The organism is Protofrankia sp. Cas4 (assembly GCF_963555915.1).
Classification (GTDB): Bacteria; Actinomycetota; Actinomycetes; order Frankiales; family Frankiaceae; genus Protofrankia.
Genome location: NZ_CAUVXL010000018.1, coordinates 8277 through 28586, shown reverse-complemented (window position 1 = coordinate 28586; position 20310 = coordinate 8277). Strand labels below are relative to the sequence as shown.

Annotated in this window: 18 protein-coding genes, 1 tRNA gene and 4 pseudogenes; 16 read left to right on the top strand and 7 right to left on the bottom strand. The window is 69.1% G+C overall.

All coding sequences use genetic code 11. The features are described from left to right. A pseudogene (locus tag U9979_RS02000) lies at positions 1-466 on the bottom strand (subtilisin family serine protease); the annotation flags it as partial. Between U9979_RS02000 and U9979_RS01995 the strand changes: the two are divergent. Beyond that, positions 395-712, top strand: coding sequence for a hypothetical protein (locus tag U9979_RS01995; protein WP_322778023.1), 318 nt, complete (start codon positions 395-397; stop codon positions 710-712). The pseudogene U9979_RS02000 and the gene U9979_RS01995 overlap by 72 nt on opposite strands. Here the strand turns inward: U9979_RS01995 and U9979_RS01990 are convergent. Next, on the bottom strand, positions 681-1646 hold the full coding sequence (locus U9979_RS01990) for an AAA family ATPase (RefSeq protein WP_416219223.1): 966 nt from the start codon (positions 1644-1646) through the stop codon (positions 681-683). The genes U9979_RS01995 and U9979_RS01990 overlap by 32 nt on opposite strands. Positions 1647-1846: 200 nt before the next feature. Between U9979_RS01990 and U9979_RS25025 the strand changes: the two are divergent. Next, a pseudogene (locus tag U9979_RS25025) lies at positions 1847-2078 on the top strand (IS6 family transposase); the annotation flags it as partial. 480 nt (positions 2079-2558) lie between these two features. Beyond that, positions 2559-2646: transfer RNA gene (locus tag U9979_RS01980), tRNA-Thr, on the top strand. A 183-nt stretch (positions 2647-2829) separates the two neighbouring features. Here U9979_RS01980 and U9979_RS01975 read toward each other — a convergent pair. The 5 genes and pseudogenes from U9979_RS01975 to U9979_RS25020 form a co-directional block, all read right to left on the bottom strand. Then, complete coding sequence (locus U9979_RS01975; RefSeq protein WP_322778021.1) at positions 2830-3144, bottom strand: hypothetical protein; 315 nt, start codon at positions 3142-3144, stop codon at positions 2830-2832. After that, positions 3141-4124: a hypothetical protein gene (locus tag U9979_RS01970; RefSeq protein WP_322778020.1), complete on the bottom strand. Its 984-nt coding sequence runs from the start codon at positions 4122-4124 to the stop codon at positions 3141-3143. The genes U9979_RS01975 and U9979_RS01970 overlap by 4 nt, the downstream gene beginning before the upstream one ends. A gap of 168 nt (positions 4125-4292) precedes the next feature. Beyond that, complete coding sequence (locus tag U9979_RS01965; RefSeq protein WP_322778019.1) at positions 4293-4715, bottom strand: hypothetical protein; 423 nt, start codon at positions 4713-4715, stop codon at positions 4293-4295. Positions 4716-5076: 361 nt separating this feature from the next. Continuing rightward, a pseudogene (locus U9979_RS01960) lies at positions 5077-5310 on the bottom strand (IS630 family transposase); the annotation flags it as partial. A 73-nt stretch (positions 5311-5383) separates the two neighbouring features. After that, positions 5384-5572 (bottom strand): annotated as a pseudogene (locus tag U9979_RS25020) (hypothetical protein); the annotation flags it as partial. A gap of 790 nt (positions 5573-6362) precedes the next feature. On the opposite strand from U9979_RS25020, the gene U9979_RS01955 reads away from it, so the two are divergent. The 13 genes from U9979_RS01955 to U9979_RS01895 all read left to right on the top strand — a co-directional run. After that, a complete protein-coding gene (locus tag U9979_RS01955; RefSeq protein WP_322778018.1) occupies positions 6363-6803 on the top strand; it encodes a hypothetical protein in 441 nt (146 codons plus the stop codon). Continuing rightward, positions 6787-8040, top strand: a complete 1254-nt coding sequence (locus U9979_RS01950) for an amidohydrolase family protein (protein WP_322751465.1) — start codon at positions 6787-6789, stop codon at positions 8038-8040. The genes U9979_RS01955 and U9979_RS01950 overlap by 17 nt, the downstream gene beginning before the upstream one ends. Position 8041: 1 nt before the next feature. Next, positions 8042-8431, top strand: a complete 390-nt coding sequence (locus tag U9979_RS01945) for a nuclear transport factor 2 family protein (RefSeq protein WP_322751466.1) — start codon at positions 8042-8044, stop codon at positions 8429-8431. Next, a complete protein-coding gene (locus U9979_RS01940; RefSeq protein WP_322778017.1) occupies positions 8428-9429 on the top strand; it encodes an enoyl-CoA hydratase in 1002 nt (333 codons plus the stop codon). Before U9979_RS01945 ends, U9979_RS01940 begins: the two co-directional genes overlap by 4 nt. Next, positions 9419-10657: a thiolase family protein gene (locus tag U9979_RS01935; protein WP_322778016.1), complete on the top strand. Its 1239-nt coding sequence runs from the start codon at positions 9419-9421 to the stop codon at positions 10655-10657. The genes U9979_RS01940 and U9979_RS01935 overlap by 11 nt, the downstream gene beginning before the upstream one ends. Then, complete coding sequence (locus U9979_RS01930; RefSeq protein ID WP_322778015.1) at positions 10654-11082, top strand: Zn-ribbon domain-containing OB-fold protein; 429 nt, start codon at positions 10654-10656, stop codon at positions 11080-11082. Before U9979_RS01935 ends, U9979_RS01930 begins: the two co-directional genes overlap by 4 nt. Further along, a complete protein-coding gene (locus tag U9979_RS01925) occupies positions 11079-12284 on the top strand; it encodes an amidohydrolase family protein (RefSeq protein ID WP_322778014.1) in 1206 nt (401 codons plus the stop codon). The genes U9979_RS01930 and U9979_RS01925 overlap by 4 nt, the downstream gene beginning before the upstream one ends. Then, entirely contained in the window at positions 12281-12955 is a 675-nt protein-coding gene (locus U9979_RS01920; protein WP_322778013.1) for a TetR/AcrR family transcriptional regulator, read from the top strand. The genes U9979_RS01925 and U9979_RS01920 overlap by 4 nt, the downstream gene beginning before the upstream one ends. Next, entirely contained in the window at positions 12955-14100 is a 1146-nt protein-coding gene (locus U9979_RS01915) for an acyl-CoA dehydrogenase family protein (protein WP_322778012.1), read from the top strand. Before U9979_RS01920 ends, U9979_RS01915 begins: the two co-directional genes overlap by 1 nt. A gap of 10 nt (positions 14101-14110) precedes the next feature. Continuing rightward, a complete protein-coding gene (locus U9979_RS01910; RefSeq protein WP_322751159.1) occupies positions 14111-14869 on the top strand; it encodes an SDR family oxidoreductase in 759 nt (252 codons plus the stop codon). Between the two features lie 80 nt (positions 14870-14949). Beyond that, positions 14950-17697, top strand: coding sequence for an alpha/beta fold hydrolase (locus U9979_RS01905; protein ID WP_322778011.1), 2748 nt, complete (start codon positions 14950-14952; stop codon positions 17695-17697). Further along, on the top strand, positions 17694-20099 hold the full coding sequence (locus U9979_RS01900; protein WP_322778010.1) for a CoA transferase: 2406 nt from the start codon (positions 17694-17696) through the stop codon (positions 20097-20099). The genes U9979_RS01905 and U9979_RS01900 overlap by 4 nt, the downstream gene beginning before the upstream one ends. Then, on the top strand, positions 20099-20310 hold a 212-nt coding region (locus tag U9979_RS01895; RefSeq protein WP_322778009.1), incomplete at its 3' end, for an SDR family NAD(P)-dependent oxidoreductase. The genes U9979_RS01900 and U9979_RS01895, both read left to right, overlap by 1 nt.

The window sequence follows — 20310 nt, the reverse complement described above, 5'->3', positions numbered from 1 at the left end:
CCCACATGACGTCGCGATCCACGAGGCGGAGCAGGCGTTCCGACATGCTAAGAGCATTGGCCTTCGCAAAAAGCCGTAGCAGGCTGGGTCCATTCTCGCCTGGCCGTAGCCAGACCTCCCACCAGGTCTTCTCGCCCATGGGCGGGACGCCGTCGGACTGCCAGAGATCGAGCAGAATGGTCGACCGGATATGGGCAATGTTGGCAACAAGACCGTTGTTGCGTGGCTTGCCAGTCGGCGACTCCTTGGCTAGGTAGTCCTCAAAGAGCTGGAGGAACTTCGCTCGGTACTCATCGCTGACCCACACTGTGGCACGTTCAGGGGTGCCTCCTATAGGGTCGGCCGGAAGCACCGAGAGGAGAAGCCACCTCGGTCGCTTGCGTTGTGGGTCCCGATGGTTCGTGAGCTGTTGGAGAGTGTCGAGCTTCAGGAGGTAAGCCGGGTCTTCACCCTCGAGAGTGATCATTGTTCCGAGCGCGCGAAGCTCGTCTTCGGTGAGCTGCTCATCCCGGACCTCATCGGCGCTGGAGAAGGCTGCCTGCAACTCACCAAGGCGACCACGACCATGGCCGGCACGGTCTTCGACCGGCCGGATACGGGGGTTGCCCCCACCCTGGCGATGGAATTCTTCGTCCGTCGAACGAGCTTCTACAAGGAGGTGGCTGAGGTGCTCGCGGCCATCAGCCAAGGCTCGCCGCCTGTCGTGACTTGAGGGCGAGTCTGATGTCATCGGCGCTCACCTTGGTCCCGCCGGCGAGAATGACGCTCTTGGCAGCAGACTCGGCTGCTCGCACCAGATCAGCGTGGGAGAGTCCCGCCATGTCGTCAGCCAGCGCTGTCCAGCGGATGCCTTTCGCTAAAGAGCCGAGCCTCCCGCGCACGACGGCCGCAGACTGCTTGGCGTCAGGCAATGCGTAGTCGAGAACCATGTCGAAGCGCCGAAAGAGCGCCCTGTCCAGGATCGACCGGTGGTTCGTCGCGGCGACGATCATGCTCTCGCTTGAACTGTTTTCCAAGAACACCAGGAAAGAATTGAGGATGCGTCGAGCCTCGCCGACATCGTTCCCGGCTCTGTCGCCGCCGAGGGCGTCGAACTCGTCGAACAGGTAGACGCCACGTTGAGCGTCAGCGGAGTCGAAAATGAGGCGAAGCTTGCCCGCGGTCTCGCCCATGAACTTGCTCATGAGACTATCTAGACGGATCGTCAGGAGCGGCAGCGACAGCTCATGCGCGAGCACAGCGGCGGTCATCGTCTTGCCGGTCCCCGGAGGCCCCTCGAAGAGGAGGCGGTGGGCAGGCTCGAAACCGTGATCGAGCAGATTCTTACGCTGAAGCTGCTCCACCAGGATGCGCTGGACCTGCGCTGCAAGATCCTCGGGTAGGACCAGGTCCTTGAGGCTGACGGTCGGATGCGAAGCGATGACCAGGTCCGATAGATCGCCTCGGGGTTGCGCGATCGAGGTGACCTTCCTCGGTCGCTCAGCGCGTGAGTTCTCGACGGCAGCCTTCAAATCAGCTGCCAGATGGTGATGGCCCTGACGGGCGGCTTGAGCTGCGACCTGAAGCGCGACGGAATAGAACGCCTCGTCGTCACCACTCGCGTGGCTCTGCACGAGCGCCTTGACGTGCTCACCTGAGCCGGCCACCATCCACCTCCCGTCGCACGTCCTCTCGGGGCCGAGTCTAGGCGGTTTCTCATAGATCAAGTTCGCCGGATAGCCTTCATGATCCGCGACTGATCGCCAGGCTCACAGTTGCATCTGTGGGATCTGCTGTCCTACGGCTGTCGATCGATCATGATCGAGTGATGCGTCGACGTCGTGCCTGTCCACCGGTTCCGGTTCCGGTGTCGGAGTTCGACGGGTTCCGGTTCCCGCCTGAGTTGATCGTACTTGCGGCGCGGCGGTACCTGCGGTACGCGCTGTCCTACCGGCACGTCGAAGAGCTCCTCGCTGAACGCGGCATCGAGGTCGACCACGTCACGATCTACCGGTGTTGTGCGGCGCTTCACGCCCTTGGTCGTGGACGCGGCCCGGCCCTGCCGGCACCAACCAGGCGACAGATGGTTCGTCGATGAGGCTGGCCGCTCACAGGATGACACGCGGCCAGCAGGCGCGCAGCGCCACCAACCCTCGGCCGTTCGCGGTACCAGCATCTCTCCGCCCGCGCTCGGTTCGCATCCAGGGGGTGCCTGAACGTGACGTGGATGGCGTGGCGCCGGGGTCCCCGTCCTGGTCTTCACGCCCGGTGAGCTGGACGCCTTCGCCGATGGCGCCGACGACGCGTTCAACCAGTAACCGTCGAGGCCGCCCGGCCCTCACGCGGTCGCCGGTTGCAAGCTGGCTCCGTCCCCGGACAGGCCAGGCCGACTCTCTAGTTCGCGATCGACTACATATTGTAACCGGCGCGCTTTCTGTGTCCGGTATCAATTGATATGACTGTTATGTCAAGGAGTCGCCGGCCGCGTGTGTGCGCATTGCGTGCGCGGATGCCGCGGCACGGCGCGGCATTTGCCGGCACGTTCCGGCACGAAAAACGCCCTGACCTCGGATTTTGCGGCACGGCGCGGCACGTTCCGGTATGTTCGGATACGCGGTGTCTCGTCTTGTAATCGAGCGGTTAGGGGTTCAAATCCCCTCGCCGGCTCCCATCCGACCTGGGCTGCTGCCGTTGGCGTGACCCCGCGGTGATCGTTATGTACCCGGTGGTGTACCCGAGTCGTTCATGGGCCGTCCTCGCCGTGTTTCGCGATCAGGATGCTCGGCGGCACGCTGCGGACCGGCGGCGAGACGTATTCTCCGTGCGATCGAGCCGATTCGACCCAAGGTGCTATTGGCTGCCGGTGGCGACCCGGCGCACCCGCTGGTTGCCCTGGTCGGCGATGTAGAGGGTGCCGGTGCTGTCGACCGCCACCCCGCTCGGGTTCGCGAGTTGGGCGTGGGTGGCCGGCCCGCCGTCCCCGGAAAACCCTTCGGTGCCGGTCCCGGCCACGGTGGTGATCGTTCCGTCGGTGGCGACCCGGCGCACCCGGCGGCTGGCCAAGTCGGTGATGTAGAGGGTGCCGGTGCGGTCGACCGCCACCCCGCTCGGGTTCGCGAGTTGGGCGTGGCTGGCCGGCCCGCCGTCCCCGGCGACGGTCGTCATGACTCGGCCCTCCCAGCCTCGTTACCGGACTCCCGATACCCACCGGACTCGAGCTGCATGGTGACGACGGCGTCGTGGCCGCCGTCGGGCGTCCCGGGCGGCCCGCCCTCGACGCCCGCGAACGGCACCCGCGGACTCCGGCCGAGTAACGGGGTGGGACCCGTGTCGCGGATGAGCACGCGGACCGTCTCGTACGCGGGCGCGTCGTCGAGCTCGACGACGACGACGCGCCCGCCGTCCTCCAGCCGCACGCGCTCGACGTTGCCCGCCGACCACCCGTGGCCGCGGTCGGACAGCGAACTGATCTCGATCGCGCTCTCCTGCGAACCCGGGGCGAGCGGCGCGGTCACCTGGAAAACGAGGCGGGTGCTGCCCCGGGACCAGCGCATCGAGCCAGGGACCGGACGGGGGGCCCCGGCATCGGGGCGGGTCTCGACCCCGAGGAGCCCGGAAGCCAGGCCGCACGCCAGCTCCTGGACCGTCGCCGTGGGCAGGATCGTCGTCCGGACGTACGAGTCGACCGCCACCGGGCCGATGTCCACGCACCCGTCACCGTGGTCGGTCACCTCCGCTGTGAGCCGCGCCAGCACGACGGCGGCGTCGTCCTCGGTCACGGGGAACGGCGGCAGGCACACATCACCGGGCTCGCGACCTGGCTCGGCGTCCATCGCGTCCCGGGCCGCGAGGCGGCGGAACCAGTGCAGCAGCACGCCGGGGCGCTGGTCCGGGGGGGCTTTGGCGATCTCCCGGACGGCGGCAAGCGCTTCGGGGTCCGTGTCGCCGCCACCGTCGGCGGGGGCCAGCCCCAGCAGCACCCGGACGCGGCGGTAGGGGCGCCACGAGCCGGGGCGCTCGGCCCGGACCGTGATCCGCGTCGACTCGGCGACCCGCGAGAAGTCGTCGTGGGCGCGGGTGACGTCGCACGGGTCCGCCAGGGCCGGGACGGGACGGTCGGGACAGGCCGCGAACTCCGCGAGCACCCACGCGAAACCGCCATAGCCAGAAGTCCCACGCAAGGCGAGAAGTCGTCTGAGAAGTCCCGGGCGATCTGGGTGCGGTGCGGAACTCGAGCCGGTGCGGTTGAGTCGCTCGCCCGCGCGGTCGTCACCCTCCGCCTCGGCGAGCCGGTGCTCACCGTCGACGGCCGATCAGGAGCGCCTGCGTGGACGCCTCCACCGCAGCCAGGACGCCGGACCCGCTCCGGGCGCCCCCGAGCCGGACGGCGGCCGGGGTCTGCCTCGGCGCCGGCCGAGGTAGAACGCGAGGGCACAAGCCGACACCAGGATCGCCGCCATGAAGACCTGTGAGAGGACGTGACCCGCCAAGGCGCCTATCGCGGCGGCGACGACGATGACGATGACGAACCCGCAGCCGAAGAAGGTCATCCACATCTCCGGCTGGCGGCGCTCGCGTGTCCGCCTCTCGACCAGCGCGAGGCCGGCGGCGAGGACGATCCCGTAGATCAGCGCGACTGTCCAGGCGATGCCGGCCGGTACCTGCGTCGCGAGCACGACGACCGGCGCCATCAGGAGGACTCCCAAGAAGAAGCCGATCGCGGTCAGAACGGGCACGCTTCCCCCTTCGTCGGTTCGTGGACGATCTCGTCCGATCGGGGCAAGTTTGTGGTGTTGGGAAACAGTATGTGGCCCGGAAGGCCTTTTGGAAGCTGATCGTCGGGAAGACTTCTCGTCTTCGCTGGGACTGCCGCTGCCGGAGAGCCCCACCGAAGACGAGGAGTGCCTGGCCGCGGGATCGGCGACTTCTCATGACCGCGACCAGGCGACGGCGGCCGCCAGGACCCGACCAGCGCCGCGACGGGCCAGGTCACGGCCCGGAACGACGGCGGCCGCCAGCCCTCCCACACGAGGAGAACCGGCGGCCGCCACAGCCCTTGCTAGTGCCGTGGCCCGATATGTTCACCGGCTTTTGTGATCATGCTGCGGTGGGCAGGGGACGGCCGCCCCAACGGATGTGTTTCTCGCTGCGAACCCGGGCGCGTTCGCGGCATTGGGCGGCCAGCACGTCGGGGTGGCGGGCGTGAGCGTTGCGCCAGCGCAGGTAGTCGTGCAGCGCGTGGGTCTGGACGGTGTGGTTCGGATGCTCGCTGTTGGCGATCGCGAACCGGCGCAACACGCCGAAGTGCGCCTCGATCGGGTTCGCCCAGGACGGGGCCTTTCTCGTTCCCGGCCATGCCCACCGTCAACGACGCCGTCATGGACATCCAGCGCGTCGCGGGACACCTCGTGCCGATCAGAAGCGCTACGACGGAGAGGTCAACCGCCGGTGCCACGAGGAATGCGACATAGGTCGGCACCCCCAGCCGTATACCGAGCGTCGCGACGTTCCCGAACGCGAACAGGAAGGTCAACGCCACGACGGCGCCCACGAGCACGGTGACGAGCCGGACCGGACCGTCCGAAACCGCCAGGCCTACGGAACGTCTGTTCGATTCGCTAGATGATGTAGGGGTCGACTCGGTCACTGGGCGTCGTCCCTGGTCAGGGTCCGGGTCGCGACCGGTCGGACAGTGATTTCAGGGCCAGCAACCAAGATCAATCGGTTCGGATGCTGGTACACAGGGTCCACATCCGATCATGATTGTGACCTGCTGTGATCTCGCTTTCTTGATCAACCAAAGAAGATCCTTTGGGGGTTATGGGCTCAATGCGGGCTCAAACCGCACGATCTTGTTCGCCGGGTGATCGTATGGGCTCAACACCTTGATCCATTTAGTGACGTTGCGTGCCTGCCTACGGGTAGCCCGATACCAGACTCGGACACACCCTGTCCTTGTCCCGATCACTCCTCGGCAGCAGGCGCAGCACCGCGAACGCGTTCGTCACGCGCAGGTAGGCCAGTCGCAACAGCACGGCCGATCATCATGCCGCGGTCGTCGGCTGCCCCCGCGAGAGCCTGGCGCCACCACCAGCCACGGCCGCCGCGCCCCGAGACGGATGCCCCCACCTGGGCGGATGAAGTTCTCGGCGAGCACACCGTCGCTGTGAACCCAGCCGACTGGTACGGGCGCTGTTGCGTCTCCGCTCATGACATCGCGTCCATCGCGGCAAACAGCTCAATCGTCTTGTGCTTGACTGATTGATCAGTCAAACTGGGGTCGGGAGGGAGATTCGGTGCGTCTGACACTTGGGCTTGACTACGATTTGCCGCCGATAGCGCTGGTCGAGGAACGCACGAGGTGGTTCCCTGCGGGGGCGGTGATGTTCGGGCTCGAGCAGCGTGAGCTCGGCGAGGCTACGGTTCGGGCCGCATACACCGACGGGCAGCGCGAGGCGTCGGCCATCGACGACGTGCACGACGGCGCGTTCGCCGACGACGGCGGCCTGTCGATCCACGTGTGCGAATCGGCGACGCACAGGGAGTTGCTGCGCTTCGATTGCTTCGCGCAGACGCCGCACTACCACTACATCCCGGTGGATGGCGGCAACCGGGCGATCGCGTTCGACGCCGACGCAAACGGTCCCATGGTCCCTTGGGCGATGAGGTGTCTGCGCTCTCGCCTTCCCCAGATGCTCGCGCAGGCGGGAGCCGTCGAGTTGGCTGCGCTGATCGACGCTCGCGCCGTCGAGCTCGCCGTCGATGCGCTTTCCACGGAAATGCACCGTCGTCAGGGAGAGGGACCCGATGGTCAAGCTGGATGAGATCCAGACGACTGACTTCACCGTCACCCGAAAGGGCACGAGTGAAGGCCCGACGTTCTTACCGGAGCCCGATCGCCGGCCCCGGAAATACACCGTGATCTCCGTCGACGACCACATCGTCGAACCACCGGACATGTTCGTGGGGCGTCTCCCGTCGGCCCTCGCCGATCGGGCGCCTCGGGTCGTCACCACCGACAACGGCGGCGAGATCTGGGCCTACGACGGCGCCGAGCTGCCCAACGTCGGCTTCAACGCCGTGGCTGGCCGCCCCGTCTCCGAGTACAGCTGGGAGCCCACCCGTTTCGACGAGATGCGGCGCGGCGCGTGGGACATCGACGCCCGCGTGCATGACATGGACCTCAATGGGATCTTCGCGTCGGTGAACTTCCCGTCGTTCCTCGCCGGCTTCTCCGGCTATCGTCTACAGCTCGGCCACGACGCCGACCTCGCGCTCGCCACCGTTCGAGCGTGGAACAGCTACCACCTCGAGGTCTGGGCCGCCGCGCACCCGGGGCGCATCATCCCGCTGCAGATCCCGTGGCTGCTCGACCCGGAGGTCGCAGCCGCGGAGATCCGCCGCAACGCCGAGCGTGGCTTCCGCGCCGTCTCGTTCACGGAGTCGCCCGACAAGATGGGCCTGCCGTCGTTGTACTCCGACTACTGGGACCCCTTCTTCCGTGCGTGCGAGGAGACGGAGACCGTAGTCTGCCTGCACTTCGGCTCGTCGGGAACCACGCCGACCGTGTCCCCGGAAGCGCCGCCCGAGGCCGTCACGGTCCTCTTCGGGTCGAACATCGCGGCCGCGGTCGACTGGCTGTTCGCCAAGGTGCCGCTTCGCTTTCCCGGCATCAGGATCTGCCTGTCGGAGGGCGGCGTCGGCTGGGTGCCGTCGCTGCTCGACCGACTCGACCACATGCGCAAATACGAGGACATGTTCGCCACGTTCGCCGGCAGCGAGCTGACGCCGTCGGAGCTGGTCCGTCGCAACTTCTGGTTCTGCGCGATCGACGAGCCGTCGGGTATCGAGATGCGGCATCGCATCGGTGTCGAGAACATCGTCGTGGAGTCCGACTATCCGCATGCGGACTCGACGTGGCCCGACACCCAGGCGGTGCTCGAGCGCTCGCTCGCGGCGGTTCCGGCGGACGAGGCAGCATCGATCACCTGGCGGAACGCCTCGGCACTGTTCCGGCACCCGGTTCCAGCCGCGGTGCAGGTCGACCCGGAGGCGTTCTGACATGGACGCGACCGACGTCGTCGAAATCACCCAGGTGCTGGGCCGCTACGGCCAGATCGTCGACGGACGGGCGTGGGGCGACCTGGCCGACGTCTTCACCCCCGACGCCGTGTTCGACACGGGCGCGTTCGGCCAGGGCTGCCAGACCGGCGTCGAGGCGATCCGCACCATGTTCGAGGGCGGGACGCAGCCGTACTCGGTGAACATCGTCAACATCGTCGTCAGCGACGGCGACGCGCCGGGTACGGCTCGGGCCTACAGCAAGAACATCGGGCTCCTGCCGAAGGGCCGCGTCGGCAGCGCCAGCTACCACGACGAGCTGGTGCGCACTGCCGGCGGATGGCGGGTGGCGCGTCGGATGGCGCACGCACCCCGTCGGGAGCAGCCGTGAGCGCAGGAGCGAGCAAGCGCAGTGGTCGTCCGAGGAACGAGGCGGCGGGAGCAAGTGGAGCGGTCGGCGGAGGAACGACGCCGCCCGCGGAGCGCGCGGGTCGCCGCCGAACGGACCAGCAAGCACAGAGCGAGGCGGCGGGAGCGGACCAGCAGGCACAAAGCGACGACGTCAGCTACGAGCGCCGGGGGGCGGTGGCGCTGATAACGCTCAACCGGCCCGATCGGCGCAACGCCCAGGGCGCAGACATGACCTATGCCCTGGACGGGTGCTTCTACCGCTTCTCGCGCGACAACGAGGCCCGGGTGGCCGTCCTCCGAGGCGCCGGTCCGCACTTCTCCGCTGGCCACGACGTCCACGACGTGCCCCAGGACCACGACCACGAGCCCGTGTCCCTCTGGGGCCATCCGCACGGCAAACCGGGCGCGGAGTGGATCATGGCCTACGAGCAGGACGCGTTCCTCGGGATGTGCCGGCGGTGGCGCGAGGTGCCCAAGCCGGTCATCGCGATGGTGCACGGGGCATGCGTCGGCGGGGCACTTGCGCTGGCATGGGCCTGCGATTTCATCATCGCGTCGTCAGACGCGTTCTTCGCCGACCCCGTCGTGCGCCTGGGCTGCCCCGGCATCGAGTTCTTCTGCCACCCCTGGGCGCTCGGCAGCCGGTTCGCTCGTGAGTTCCTGTTCCTCGGCGAGCGCATCTCGGCCCAGCGCGCGTACGAGGTCGGCATGGTCAACCGCGTGTTCGACGCCGCCGAGCTCGAGGAGCAGACCCTCGCCATTGCCGCGCGCATCGCCGCGATGCCCAGCTTCGGCCTCATGCTCGCGAAGATGGCCGTCAACCAGGCGGAAGACGCCATGGGGATGAAGCAGGGCATCGATGCCGCGTTCAGCCTGCATCAGCTCGCACACGCCCACAACATCAACATGACGGGTGGCAGCCCGATGCTCGTCGGTCTCGACGACCTTCGCTCAACCGGAGGCGACCGTGCTTCGTGATGATCCGGTCGCCATCGTCGGCGTCGCCGTGCCGAGGGTGGCCAAGCACATCCCCGACGAGACGGCCACCAGCCTCACCTTGAAGTCCATACTCGCAGCGCTTGACGATGCCGGCCTCGAGCCGAGCGACGTCAACGGCATGTGCGCTACGTGGCCCGGTCCTGGCGGTTCGCACCAGGCATGGTCGACGAACTGGGCCCGTCAGCTCGGCGTGACGTTGAACTGGGTGATCGACGAGGGCCTCGACGTCGGCGGCATCCGTGGCGTGCTGAACGCCGCGGCGGCCATCAAGGCCGGGCTGTGCGAGACGGTGGTGGTTGCCACGGCGACCGCCGGCGGCCCGCCGCAGTCGGGTCGCGACCGCATGGCCGCGATCCACCACGGCGGACCGCAGTTCGTGTCGGGAGCGACGAGTAGCGACGGACACGGCGACGTCACCCACGCCGCTCTCGAGTTCAACCATCCATACGGCGGTTCCGGCGCGATCCATCGGTTCGCCCTGAACGCCATGCGCCACATGCACGACTACGGCACGACACATGAACAGATCGCCGAAGTCGCGGCGACGATCCGCAACAACGGCTACCGCAACCCCGAGGCCATGCACTTCGGTCGCGGCCCCTTCACCGTCGAGGACATCCTCGCGTCGCGGTGGATCGCCGAGCCGCTCCACCTGCTTGAGTGCAGCCTCGTCGGCCAGTGCGGCGTCGCCGTCGTCCTGACGAGCGGCGAGCGGGCGCGCGACCTCAAGCGACCACCGGTGTACGTCCTCGCCGGCGCCATGGAGATGGACGACGGCCCGCACCACAACCCGGCTCTCAACCGGGTCAACGGCAACCTCGGGGGCGACCGGATGAAGGTGGCCTACTCGCAGGTGGGCATCACGCCGGGCGACATCGACGTGCTGTCGGTGTACGACCCGACGGCGTTCGAGGTGATCCGCAACCTCGAGATGCTGGGCTTCTGCCGACCGGGCGAGGGTGGGCCGTTCGTCGAGAGCGGGGCGATCGCGTTGGGCGGGAAGATTCCGACCAACACCGACGGCGGCCTGCTGAGCCACGCGTGGTCGACGATGGGCCAGCTCTTGCTGAAGGTGATCGAAGGTGCCCGTCAGCTGCGCGGCGACTGCGGCGACCGGCAGGTCGAGGCGGCCGAGCTGGCGGTGTGCACGAACTCCGTGCCCGGCGCGCACCACGTGGAGGCGCTGATCCTGGGGAGCCGGGCATGACGGTGACGGCATGGTCCGGGCGGCCGGTGCCGCAGCCCACGGAGCTGTCGCAGCCCTACTGGGACGCGGCGCTGCGCGGCGAGCTGCTGTACCTGCGATGCGGGCAGTGCGGGACCGCGTTCTTCCCGCCGCTGGGCGCGTGCGTCGTCTGCCGGTCGGCGGACGTCGCGTGGCAGCGCAGCAAAGGTCGCGGCACGGTGTACTCCTACACCGTCCTTCACGACGCCCCGTCGGCCGGGTTCCCCGTGCCGAGCGTCCTGGCGATCATCGAAGTCGACGAGGGCTACCCGATGTTCAGCAGTGTCGTCGGCTGCCCACCGGGCGACGTCCGCATCGGGCTGCGCGTCCAGGTGTCCTTCGAGGAACTGACGGCCGAGATCAACTTGCCGGTATTCCGACCGGTGGATGCAGAGGAGCGAGCATGACCACGGTCCGGGACGTCCCGATCGTCGACGTCGACAGCCACGTCGCCGAGCCCGAGGATCTGTGGACCGCGCGCATGCCGGCCAGCCTCGGCGACGCCATCCCGAAGGTGGTCTGGGACGAGAGCGCCGGTGAGTCACGCTGGAAGGTAGGCGACGTCCTGCTCTCCGCGGTCGGCGAGTACTGCTCCGCCGGCTGGCCAGAGCATTTCCCGTCGCACCCGCCGACGCTCGCCGACGCCGACCCTGCGTGCTTCGACGCCAAGGCGCGGCTCGAGCGGCTCGACCAGTACGGCGTGTGGGCCCAGGTCCTGTACCCGAACGTCATCGCGTTCGACGCGCACGCGTTCCTCACCGAGCTCGGCCCCGAGCTCGCCACGACCTGCGTGGAGGCGTACAACGATTTCCTCGCCGAGTTCGCCGCCACCGACCCGCGGCGCCTCGTGCCGTTGATGATGCTGCCGTTCTGGGACGTCGAGGCGTCGGTGCGCGAGATGGAGCGCTGCCGCGCCCTCGGTCACCGCGGCGTCCTGTTCGCGGCGCTGTTCAACCGGCTCGGGCTGCCGAACATCGCGGACGCGTCCTGGGCGCCCGTCCTGTCGGCGGCCCAGGACCTCGAGCTGTCGATGAACTTCCACATCGGGTTCGGCCAGCGGGACAAGGAGTCCAGCGAGCGCGCCTGGGCGAAGCTCACGAAGCGGGCGCTCGCGGAGCGCACCGACCGCCTAGCGTTCGTCCGCAAGAGCGCTCCGCACTTCGCCAGCTCGGCGCAGGCCGTCAGCGACGTGATCATGAGCGGGGTGTGCCACCGCTACCCGCGGCTGAAGTTCGTGTCCGTGGAGAGCGGGTTCGGGTACTTCCCCTATCTGCTCGAGAACCTCGACTGGCTGTGGCTCACGTCGGGTGCGGCCGCCGAGTACCCCGAGCGCGACCGCCCGAGCACGTACTTCCACCGTCAGATGTACGCCACGTTCTGGCACGAGCGCTCCAGCGTGCCGCTGTTCGAGGAGTTCCAGGACAGCCTGATGTTCGAGACCGACTTTCCGCACGAGACGGGCCTCGCCCCCGGGCCGAGCAGCCCGGCGTCCTCGGCCCGCGAGACCGTGTGCCAGAACCTCGCCGGCCTGTCGCCCGAGGTGCTGCACAAGGTCGTCTTCGCCAACGCGGCCTCGCTGTACGGCCTCGAGCCGCCGGACGCGTCGTGAGCGCACAGGCCAACGTGCAGGCAAGCCCGCAGGCAAGCCCGCAGGCAAGCCCGCAGGCAAGCCCGCAGGCCAGGACGCGTCGAGCCGAACGTTCGGGGGCGGCCCGCGCCGCGATGCTCGATACGGCGATCGGACTGCTCGCCACCAGGGGCTACTCCGGCATGAAGCTCGCTGACGTCAGCCGCGGCTCGGGCTACAGCTACGGCCTCGCTCCGTTCCACTTCGAGTCGAAGGCCGGCCTGCTGAGGGCGATCCAGGAGGAGATCGACGCGAGCTACACGGATCACATGGCCGCCGCCTGCGATCCCGACATCCCAGGCCGCGAGTTCGTGGACCGGTGGGTCACCGCGACGTTCGCGTTCGCGAAGGGCCACCCCGCGCACTGGCGAGCCAGCGTCGTGATCCTCGTCGAGTCGGTCCTCGGCGTTCCCGACGTCGCCGTCGAACACTCGCGGTTCGCGTCGCGGAATATCGAGACGCTGCGGACCGCGTTCGAGCGTGGCCGGCGCGACGGAAGCATCCCGGCCTCCGTCGATCCCCCGGCGGCGGCGGCGACCGTCGCGGCGCTGATGAAGGGCATCAACTTCGAGTGGTTCGGCGACCCGACGGTCGATCTCGACGCGAGCTGCCGGCTGGTGCTCGACGTCGTCCGGCAAGTGCTGCGGCCGTGATGTCGAGCTTTCGCGGCCGCGCCCGCCAGTGGCTCGCCGTCGAGGCCCCCCGACGTGGATGGATCCCGTCGGAGGCCGTCGCCGCCGACGGGCTGGCCCGCAGTCGCGACTGCCAGCAGGCGCTGTGCGCAGCCGGGTTCGGGGCCATCACCTACCCGGCCGAATACGGCGGAGCGGGCCTCGGCGTCCGCGAGCAGATCGAGTTCAACGAGGAAGCGACCGCGTACAGCCTCCCGCTCAGCGAGCTCGTCGTCGGGCTCGGTGTCTGCGCCCCGACCCTGCTCGCGCTCGGCACCGACCGGCAGAAGGCGAGGTACCTCCCGCCCCTGCTGCGAGCCGACGAGATCTGGTGCCAGCTGTTCTCCGAGCCCGGTGCCGGTTCCGATCTGGCCTCGCTGAGCACGCGGGCGGCCGGATCCGCAGCGTCGGGATGGACGGTCAACGGTCAGAAGGTGTGGACGTCGGGCGCGCAACACGCCGACTTCGGCTTGCTCCTGGCGCGCACCGACCCGCAGGCCGCGTCGAAGCACGCCGGTCTGACGATGTTCCTCCTCGACATGGCGGCACCGGGGATCACCGTTCGACCGCTGCGCCAGATCGACGGCACGGCGCACTTCAACGAGGTGTTCTTCGACGACGTGCACGTCCCGCCGCAGAACCTCGTCGGGACGGTCAACCGCGGCTGGGCGGCGGCGCTCGTCAGCCTCATGAGCGAGCGCGTCTCGCTCGGCACTACCCGCGCGACTGCGGGCCTAGTCCCGGACGCGGAGACGCTCATCGCCGCGGCGCGTCGCCGCGGCGTCGCCACCGATCCGGTGCTGCGCGCCGAGCTCATCGACATCGTGATCCGCGAGCGGGTGCTCGCCTACGTGGGAAAGCGCATCAACGCCGCGGTGCTTGCCGGCCGCGAGCCGGGGCCGGAAGGGTCCATCGCCAAGTTGCTCGACAGCGACCTGCTGCGGCGGGCCGCCACGGTCGGGGCGCGCATCCACGGGCCGGCGACGACGGCCTGGGACCCGGCCAACGCCGGCGACAGCACATGGAGCCGCGCGGTGCTCTTCGCGCCGGGTATGCGCATCGCCGGCGGTACCGACGAGATCCAGAAGAACACGCTCGCCGAACGCACGCTCGGCCTGCCCCGCTGAGGAGGAACGGGTGGACGAAGAGTTAAAAGGTCGCGTCGCTCTCGTGACGGCGGCCGCCGGTCGCGGATGCGGGCAGGCGATCGCCCGGCGGCTTGCGGCCAGCGGCGCGACCGTCGTAGTGACGGACATCCACGAGCGTCGCGCGGCCGAGGTGGCGGCGCAGATGGCCGCCGACTACCCGGCCGCGACGGTCGTCGGCATGCCGCTGGACGCCGGCGACTGGGGTCGGATCGACGCCGTCGTCGATGCCGTTAACAACGAGCTTGGTCCGATCCAGATCCTCGTCAACAACGCCACGATCAACGTGCGAGGCGCGATCTTCGACTACGACCCGGAGGACTGGCTCTGGTGTCTTCGCGTGAACCTGTCCGGGGCGTGGTATCTCTGCCGCCAAGTTATGCCGATCATGCGTGGCGCGGGTGGGGGCAGCATCGTCAACACGAGCAGCTACGCCCCCGACGTCGGCGGTGACGGTTTGGAGTCGCCCTACGCGATTACGAAGGGCGGGCTCAACGCGCTCACGAGGTGCATGGCCGTCGAGGGCGCGCCGCACGACATCCGAGTCAACACGGTGAGCATGGGCGTCGTCGTCGGCACCAAGTTCATGGACGACAACCCGGAGATCCTCGACTTCGCCAGCCCGCCGATGCGGACACCGGTCGGCGTCGATGACATCGCCGAGGCGACGGCGTTCCTCGCGTCGGACCGCGCTCGCCACATCACCGGTGAGATCCTCAACGTCGCCGCCGGCGCCTACATGCGGAACTGAGGCATTCGATGCGCGCGTTGACCCCAACCTTCCATTCTGACCGCTGGGTCCCTCCCCCTGACCTCGTCGGCGGCTATCGCGTGGCTCAGCTCGCTGCCGTCCTCGGCGTCGGCGACCGCAGCGAGTTCCCGGCCCGCGCCGCGGCCGATCCCGAATGGTTCTACCCGGCCGCGCTCGACTTCGTCGGCGCCCAGTGGCTGCGGCCGTGGACGTCGCTGTGCGACGAGTCAGACGGCGCACCGTTCGGCCACTGGTTCGTCGGCGGTGGCACGAACGTGTCCTGGCTGGCGTGCGAGCGGTGGGTGGACCGCCTCATCGGGCCGGCCGTCATCTGGGAAGGCGACGGCGGGGAGTCGCGGGAGTTGAGCTTCGCCGAGTTGGCGAGTGAGGTGCGTCGGGCGTCCACCGGGTTCCGTGAGTTGGGTGTCGGCCGCGGCGATGTCGTTGTCATGCACCTGCCGATGGTCCCGGAAGCGATCGTGACCATGCTCGCCGTTGCCCGTCTCGGCGCGATCGTCGCGCCGGCGTTCTCGGGCTACGGACCGGCGCCACTGGCCGAGCGCTTGCAGCTCGCGGAGGCTCGAGTGCTCGTAACGGCCGACGGCATGATGCGACGCGGGCGCCCGAGCATGATGCTCGAAACGGCGCTGACCGCCGCCGACACGGCGAACGTCGAGACGGTGGTCGTCGTGTCTCGCCTCGGCGAGACGCTGCCGCCGCATCCGGCGATCGTGCGGTGGAAGACCGTGGCCGACGCCGCCGAAGCAGGCGAGGTCGAGACGTTCGACGCCGAGACGCCGTGGTTGCTCGCGTTCACGTCAGGGTCAACCGGTCGACCGAAGGGCGCACTGCACACCCACGGCGGATTGCCCTACAACCTCATGCTGGAGCTCGCTCTGACGGCGGACGTTGGGTCGGGTGACCGGTTCTCGTGGCCGAGCGACATGGGGTGGCTCGCCGGACCGATGGGCGCACTCGGGCCCTTGACCTTGGGCGCCACGGCCGTGTTGTTCGAAGGCGTCGCCGACCATCCCGAGCCGGACCGCATCTGGCGGTTCGTCGAGCGGCATGGCATCACCCAGTACGCGCTGTCGCCGACGACCGCGCGCACGCTCGCGGCCGCGGGCGAGCAGTGGGTCGCGCCGTACGACCTCCCGACGCTTCGCGTCATCCTCTCCTCGGGCGAGCCCTGGACCCTTCCCGCGTGGCGATGGCTGCATCGTCATGTCGGGCGAGGCCGCGTCCCGATCATCAACTGGTCGGGCGGCACCGAGGTGGGCGGTTGCATCGTCGCCAGCTACCCCGACGTCGCCACCTCCGCGGGTCGGTTCTCCGGTCCCGCGCTAGGCATGGCGATCGACGTCGTCGACGACGAGGGGCGCTCCGTGTCCGGCGAGCTGGGCGAGCTCGTGGTTACGAGGTCGTGGCCGGCGATGACCCGCGGCTTGTGGCGCGAGACCGATCGCTACCTCGACGCCTACTGGTCACGCCTGCCCGGCACGTGGGTCCAGGGCGATCGTGCCTTGCGCTACGCCGACGGCAGCATCGAGATCCCCGGACGGTCGGACGACGTGTTGAAGATCGCCGGCAAGCGCGTCGGGCCCGCCGAGCTCGAGTCGCTCGCCACCGAGGTCGAGGGCGTGACCGCCGCCGCTGCGATCGGCGTCGACCATCCGACCAAGGGACAGGTGGCCGTGCTCGTGGTGCAGGCTTCGTGCGCGCCCGCCGACGAAGCACGTCTGACGGCAGGGGTCGCCGATCGGATCGCGACGGCATTCGGCAAGCCGATGCGACCGTCGGCAGTGTTGGCCGTGCCCGACCTGCCGCGGACCCGTTCGGGCAAGGTCCATCGCCGCGCCGTGCGTGCGTGGGTGACCGGGTCCGACCCGGGCGACCTGTCGAGTCTCGACAACCCGCAGGCAGAGGCGGGCGTCCGGCTCGCCGCGCTCGGGCGCGAGGACTACGACGAGTTCGTCTACGTGCGCGGTCCGGAGGTGGCCGTTCGGCGTGAGGAGCTCCACGGCCCGGACGGCGAGGTGCTCAGCGCGGTGATCTGGGGTGAGCAAAGACCGGCGCTCCTTCTCCTGCACGGCGGTGGCCAGAACGCCCACACCTGGGACGGCGTGGCGCCGGCGCTGAAGCGCCCGCTGGTCGCGCTCGATCTGCCGGGACACGGACGGTCGTCCCATCGCGCCGATCGCGACTACTGGCCGTGGCGCAACGCTGATGTCGTCGCGGGTGCGCTGCCGCAGTTGACCGCCGAGCCGGTGGTCGTCGTCGGGATGTCGCTCGGGGGCCTGACCGGCATCCGGTTCGCAGCCCGGCGACCCGACCTCGTGCGGGCGCTCGTCGTGGTCGACGTCACGCCCAGCGTCCACGAGGTGGAGATGACGTCGCAGGAGCGTGGGGGGAGCTCCCTCATCAGCGCCGAGCCGTCGTTCGCGTCGTTCGCCGAGCTCGTCGACTCGACGGTTGCCGCCACCGGCCGACGACGCGAGTCGGTGGCGGTCGGTGCGCGTCACAACTCCTACCGTCGGGCCGATGGGCGCTGGGCGTGGCGCTACGACCGGCTCCGCCTGCCCGGCGACCCGCCGCTCGACTTCAGCGCGCTGTGGGCTGATCTCGAGGCGGTGCGGTGCCCGCTGATGCTCGTGCGCGGCGGCGATTCCTTTCACGTACCGGACGCCCACGCGGATCAGGTGCGCCGATGCCAGCCCTCGGCGCGTCTCGAGATCGTCAGCGGCGCCGGCCACAGCGTGCAGAGCGCCAAGCCGGCGGAGCTCGCGGCCCTCATCGAGGACTTCGCGTTCACCGGGAACATTCGATGACGACGTGCTGTGACGGCTTGGTCGTGATCGAGCTCGGTAGCGGCAGCATCGCCGGGGCGCTGTGCGGGATGCTGCTCGCCGACAACGGCGCGCGCGTCCTCAAGGTCGAACCGCCCGAAGGCGATCGGTTACGCCGCGAGATGCCGTCAGGCTTCCTCGTCTGGTGCAGGGGAAAAGAGAGCGTCGTCATCGACCTGCGAACCGAGGCCGGGCGCGACGAGCTCATCGAGCTGACGCAGGGCGCCGACGTCGTGATCGACGGGTTCGCACCGGGTGTCACCGCTCGGTGGGGCATCGACGACGACGTGCTCCGGGCCCGCAATCCCCGGCTGGTGCACTGCTCGATCACCGCCTTCGGACGGTGCGGAAGCTATGCGTCGATCAAGGGATACGAGGCGGCGGTCGCCGCCAAGGCCGGCCTCTTCACGCCGGGGATCTACACCGGCCGACCGGCCGGCGACGATCCGATGTTCGTGGCCGCGCCGCTGGCCAGCGTCGGCGCCGGTCATCTCGCCTGCAGCGGCGTGCTCGCCGCGCTCACGGCCCGCGAGACCACCGGCCGCGGCCAGCACCTCGACGCGACGCTGCTCCAGGGACTCACGCCGGCCGACTACTTCGGCACGATGCACTGGCAGGTCCGGCTGCAACAGGCAAGCGAGCCGGACCGGCCACGCGCCGCGCCACCCGCCCGCCCACCGGCGCTGCTGTGCAGCAAGGACGGCCGCTGGATCAACGCTTCGACGACCATGCAACATCAGCTGCGCGCGCTCGTCGCTGCGCTCGAGATCACCGTCGCCCGGCCCTCGAGCGCCGACGCCGTGGCCACCGACCGCTACCGCGCGGCGTTCTACGACGCGTTCCGCCGGCGGACGATGGACGAATGGGTCCCGATCCTGCTCGCCGACCCCAACATCGCGTTTGAGGTCGTGCGCACCGGCGACGAGGCGATGGAGCACCCCCAAGCCCTGCACAACGGGCAGATCGTCGAGGTGCTCGACCCGGTCGTCGGACCCATCGCCGAGATCGGGCCCATCGCCTCCTTCTCGGCGACGCCATCGAGAATCGGCCGGTCCGCGCCCGCTCTGGGCGAGCACGCCGCCGTGGCGCCGCCCGCCGTGACCGTCGGTCGAGCCGGTGCGGCGTTGCCGCATCCACTGGCCGGCATCACCATCGTCGAGCTCGGCTACTTCTACGCCATGCCGTTCGCCCTGACCATGGCCGCGTCGTTCGGTGCCCGCGTGATCAAGATCGAAGCGCTCACCGGCGACCCGATGCGCGTCAACTACGGCATTCCCGAGGCGGGAGCGGTCAAGGTGCTCGAGGGCAAGGAGAGCGTTGCCGTCGACCTGAAGTCAGCCCAGGGCCGCGCCATCATCGAGCGCCTGCTCGCCCGCGCGGATGTCTTCGCGTTCGGCTTCCGGCCCAAGGTCGCGACGAGCCTCGGGCTGGACTACGAAACAGTCCGTCGCCTCAACCCACGCATCGTCTACCTGCACGCCAGCGGCTACGGCGTGGACGGGCCGTACAGCGAACGCCCGCTGTACGCGGGGCCGGCCTCGGCGACGTCGGGCGCATACCACCGTCAGGCGGGCTACTGGCTCGCCCCCGAACGAGCGGCCGGCGCCGGCGTCGAGGAGCTCCGGCAGCTCGCCAGCCGCGTGCAGCCACCCGTCGACGGCGATTCCAACGCGGCCCTCGCCGTCCTCTCGGCCCTGTCATTGGCGCTGCTCCACCAGCGCCGCAGTGGCGTCGGCCAGTTCGTGGCAACAAGCATGATCGAAGGCAACGCCTACGCCTACGCCGACGACTACGTCCGCTACGAGGGAAAGCCGCCGATCCAGGGGCCGGACCCCGACCAACGGGGACTACACGCGCTCTATCGCCTGTATCCCGCCGCCAGTGGGTGGATCATGGTGGCCGCCCCCACCCAGACCGAATGGGAGTTGCTCACGACTGCGCTCGGCCGGTCGGACCTCGTCTCCGATGCGCGCTTCTCCTCTGCGGGGACGCGGGCGGACCACGACCACGACCTCGTCGAGGAGTTGACGGAGTGCTTCGCTACCCGAAGGTCGACGGAGTGGGAAGAACTTCTTGGGCGCCACGGACTCTGCGTCGTAGAGGTTTTTGAAGGCTCGATGGCCGACTTCACGAACACCGACTCCGTCCTGGTCGAGACGGGACTCGTGACCCACGTCGAACACCCGCTCTTCGGGACGATCCTCCGCCACGCGGCACCGGTCGCGTTCTCGGACATGCCCGGCCGAGTCGCACCGAGCCCACTTCTCGGGGAACACACGGACGCGGTCCTTGCGGAGCTGGGCTACTCGAATGACGACATCGCTGAACTGAAGGAGAACGCTGTGGTACTCCGCGAATCAGCTGCCCTGAGCGCAGTCCTGTGATGGGCCGCCTCGACGGGAAGGTGGCAATCGTCACCGGTTCCGCGAACGGGATCGGAGCGGCGACCGCGTACCGGCTCGCCCAAGAGGGCGCAGCCGTCGTTGTCGCCGACCTCGACGCCGACGGCGCGGCTGCGCGCGCGGCCGCAATCGTGGCCGCGGGGGACACTGCCATCGGGGTCGGGGTCGACATCGCCGACGAGTCGTCGGTACA